Here is a 3,548-nt window from a genome sequence, read left to right as displayed (position 1 = left end):
CAGGCCTGTGTGGTGTTTGGCCTGTTGTTTCACCCGGCGAGGGCGAGGTTGTGCATGGTGGCGACGGCCTGGACGGCGTGGTGGAGGCCGTCGCCCTTTTGGCGGCAGTCGCGGAGGATCTTCCAGTTCTTCATGCGGGCGAAGGTATGCTCGACGCGGGCTCGGACGCGTCGGTGTTCGGCGTTGTCCTCTTCCTGTCCGCGCAGGAGGGGTCGTCCGGCCCTTTTGCGGTGCGGGACGATCAGGCCGGTGCCCAGGTAGGCGCCGTCGGCGATGACCGTGGTCCCCGCGGCTTTGGCGGGCAGGTCCGACTCCCGCCAGACGTGGGCGTCGGCCTTGTTCCCTGGTGCCGGCCGGGCGCTCGCGATGACCAGGCGGGTGTCGGCGTCGATGATGACCTGCACGTTCGCCGAGAACGGGTAGTTGCGCGAGGAGGCACCGACGGTGCGGTCGCGGAACCGGGATCAGGCAGGCGCTGGATCACCCGGCAGACGGTGGCCGGGGAGATCCCGAACAGCGGGGCGAGCTGCCGCATCGTGAGGTTCGTCCGGTAGTACACCGCCACCAGTAGCACCCGGTCCGCCAGCGGCAGACACCACGGGCGGCCACCACCGGGCCCGTTCCCGCCCCGCTCCCGCACCACCTTCGCGAACCGGTCGACCCGCAACCCCGTGAACGTCTCCACCCACAACGGCTCAGCCCGCAACACCCCACCCATACAAGCAAAGGTGTCGGGCCTGCAGCTCGCCGGCACCCAGTACGGCACCTTGAATGCAGGCGCCCAATCGATCCACCTGAAGAACAAGGCCAACGGCGCCGTTCTCGTCAAGACGAACCAATCGGTCGTTGTGGGCACGTACGAGGCGCCGCGGACGGCAGGGGAGACGACGCCCGTTGTCGAGAACCTGGGGGACTTCTTGAGGTCAACCGGCCACTGACACCACGATTCGAAGCAGGCGGTACCGCGGGTCCGGCCCGCCCAGCACACAGGCCCCGGACGGGTTCCGTCCGGGGCCTGTGTGCTGGGCGGGCAGCTACAGCACGCCGATGGCGCTGTCCTCCGGACCGTAGCCCGCAACGGAGCAGGCCCACGAGCGTTTACCGACAGGCGCATCACCTCTCAGGTTTCATTCGAGGCTGGTCCCTGGCCGGACCGAATCGAGCAGCGGACGTCGCTTGCCGCTGCCCCCTGAGGCAGCCGTCACACCTTGCTGTGGCATCCGGCGAGGAGGAGGGCGACCACGCCCTTGGCGTCGGCCTGGCCGTAGTCGGGGCCGGTGATGCAGAGGTTTCCGATGGCGCGGAGGAGCGTGTAGGCGGCGACACCGGGGCGAAGTTCCCCGGTGGCGGCGCAGGCGTCCAGCAATGACGCGCAGGCCGGGACCAGGGTGTCGAGCATGAGGGCGTGGAGGTTCTCCAGTCCTGGGTCACCGGAGCCCAGCGCCGCGCCGAGGCCGTGCTTGGTCACCAGGAAGTCCACGAACGCGTCCGTCCACAGGGTCAGAGCGGTGAACGGCGAGGCGGATTCCTCAAGAAGCCGGGGCGCGAGAGCGGTGCAGGCGTCGATCTGGTGCCGGTAGACGGCAGTGACGAGATCCGCGCGGGTCGGGAAGTTTCGGTAGACCGTGCCGACACCGACGCCGGCGCGTTCGGCGATGTCGCGGACGGGTGCCTGGATGCCCCGGTCCACGAAGACTGCCGCAGCGGCCTCCAGCACGTCACTGCGGGTGCGCTGGGCCTGTGCCTGGCGTACCCCGACCGACTCCGGCACGGATGCCTCCCATTGCTCGCGGAACAATGTTCCGCTAATTTGGCGGAACGACGCTCCGCCAAATTATGGCATCCCGGTAATCAGAAAGTGCAGGACCCTCATGTCCTCGTCCCACTCCCTCAGCCAGCAGATCGTCTCGGTCAAGCCCATCGTTGTTCCCTCGCCCGGGCGCGGCATCGACCTTCAGGTCAAGGTCACCGCACCCCGGTCGGGCCAGAACCTGCCTGTGATCGTTTTCTCCCACGGGAACGCGTGGTCACTGGACGGGTACGAGCCCCTCGTCGACCGGTGGGCCGCCACCGGATTCGTCGTAGTGCAGCCCACCCACCTGGACTCCCGGCGCAACGCCATCGCCTGGGACGACCCGCGCTTCGCCACCATCTGGCGCGTGCGGATTACCGACCTGCACGCAATCCTCGACCACCTCGCAGACGTCCTGGCCCAGGCCGGCCTGGAGACCCGCGCCGACCGTGAGCGCACTGCCGTGGTCGGCCACTCCTGGGGCGCCCAGACTGCGGGCGCCCTCCTCGGTGCACGCGTGCTGGACGCCGAGGGTGTTGCGGGAGAGGACTTCTCCCACTCCGCGGTTTCGGCCGGCGCGCTGATCGGGGCGACGGGAACCGGCGACACCCTCACCCCGTTCGCCGCCGAGAACCTTCCGTTCATGAAGCCGGACTTCTCCACCATGACCACCCCGGCCCTGGTCGTCGCGGGCGGCAAGGACGACTCGCAGCTCTCCACCCGCGGGCCGGAGTGGTTCACCGACGCCTACCACCTCAGCCCGGCGCCCAAGAGCCTGCTCAGCATCACCGAGGCCGAGCACACCATGGGCGGAATCGCCGGCGAGAAGGTCGCCGAGACCACCGACGAGGACCCCGCCCGTGTCGCCCTCACAGCCGACGCGATCTCCGCCTACCTCCGCGCAGCCCTCCACCTCGACGAGGCCGAGTGGACCGCCCTCAACAGCACCGCCGAAGGCAGCGAAGGTGCGTGGAGCCTTGCCAGCAAGTGAGCTCAGCCTGACCGCCGGGGCATACTCGGCGGTCAGCAGCGAGCGGGGCGGAGTTCGGCGCCGCCTCGGCGCCGACGCGCACGCTGGGCCGGTTCGAGGCGCGCGCGTTGACGCCGCCCGGCCCGTCGGCACTTCCCTGGAGGGGTTCCAAGCCTCCGAGTTCCGCTTCCCTTGCACTCGGGTACAGGGGGCGGCCGGGGCGACCCTGGAGGGGGCGATCCGTGAGGGAGGCCCCGGGGACGGTGCTGCGACCACCGGCTGAGCCGCTGCTGGCGCAGGTCGTGGATTGGTGCCGGGCCCTGTTGCGCTGCGCGCGGGGGCGGCCTATGAACGGAGCTGGGACGGGCATCGGGCGTTCGTTTTCGCCGAGGCCGGGCCGGGCGGCGCTGTGAGACCCGTCGCGGGTCGCTGGTTCAGGACCGGTGGCTGGGCCTGGTGGCGGCCGCCGAGGAGCAGTTGCCGCACGGCCTGGTCTTCCACTGGTCGTCTGGGACGCCGAAGCGGGGCGGTTGTCGTTCGAGGCGTTGCAGCGCCGGGCCGCCGCCCGCGCTCGCGGCGCGCGAAGGACTTGCGGTCGGCCTGCCGGCCTACTTCGTCGCGTTCGACGTGTTGCAGCTGGACGGCCAGGAGCTCCTGACGCGCCCGTACGAGGAGAGGCGCACCCTCTTACTGATCGTTTCAGAATGAGGTTCGTAGGCGTCGCAAGCAGATGATGCTGCAGGCGAGTTGAAGCAGCCCGAGGTGGAGGTCGGCGCGTATCTCGTA

At 69.7% G+C, this 3,548-nt stretch carries 4 protein-coding genes and 1 pseudogene; 3 read left to right on the top strand and 2 right to left on the bottom strand.

Features of this window, described 5'->3' with window-relative positions; translation table 11 throughout:
- Nucleotides 1-29: 29 nt before the first annotated feature.
- Nucleotides 30-718, bottom strand: a pseudogene (locus tag IH80_RS40325) (transposase family protein).
- Between IH80_RS40325 and IH80_RS0138110 the strand changes: the two are divergent.
- Complete coding sequence (locus tag IH80_RS0138110; protein WP_078906978.1) at nucleotides 672-938, top strand: profilin; 267 nt, start codon at nucleotides 672-674, stop codon at nucleotides 936-938. The pseudogene IH80_RS40325 and the gene IH80_RS0138110 sit on opposite strands and share 47 nt — an antisense overlap.
- Nucleotides 939-1,201: 263 nt before the next feature.
- On the opposite strand, the gene IH80_RS0138105 is transcribed toward IH80_RS0138110, so the two are convergent.
- Nucleotides 1,202-1,771: a TetR/AcrR family transcriptional regulator gene (locus IH80_RS0138105; protein WP_030966494.1), complete on the bottom strand. Its 570-nt coding sequence runs from the start codon at nucleotides 1,769-1,771 to the stop codon at nucleotides 1,202-1,204.
- 100 nt (nucleotides 1,772-1,871) lie between these two features.
- Between IH80_RS0138105 and IH80_RS0138100 the strand changes: the two genes are divergently transcribed.
- Nucleotides 1,872-2,783, top strand: coding sequence for an alpha/beta hydrolase family protein (locus tag IH80_RS0138100; RefSeq protein WP_030966493.1), 912 nt, complete (start codon nucleotides 1,872-1,874; stop codon nucleotides 2,781-2,783).
- Between the two features lie 435 nt (nucleotides 2,784-3,218).
- On the top strand, nucleotides 3,219-3,470 hold the full coding sequence (locus IH80_RS41360) for a hypothetical protein (protein ID WP_030966492.1): 252 nt from the start codon (nucleotides 3,219-3,221) through the stop codon (nucleotides 3,468-3,470).
- Nucleotides 3,471-3,548: the final 78 nt, after the last annotated feature.

Source organism: Streptomyces sp. NRRL S-378 (assembly GCF_000720645.1).
Classification (GTDB): domain Bacteria; phylum Actinomycetota; class Actinomycetes; order Streptomycetales; family Streptomycetaceae; genus Streptomyces.
Note: the sequence above shows the minus strand (reverse complement) of the source record. Positions and strands in the feature narration are given on the sequence as shown.

Coding starts and splice junctions, on each gene's coding strand:
- IH80_RS0138100 (WP_030966493.1), top strand. CDS start 1,872: ATGTCCTCGTCCCACTCCCTCAGCCAGCAGATCGTCTCGGTCAAGCCC.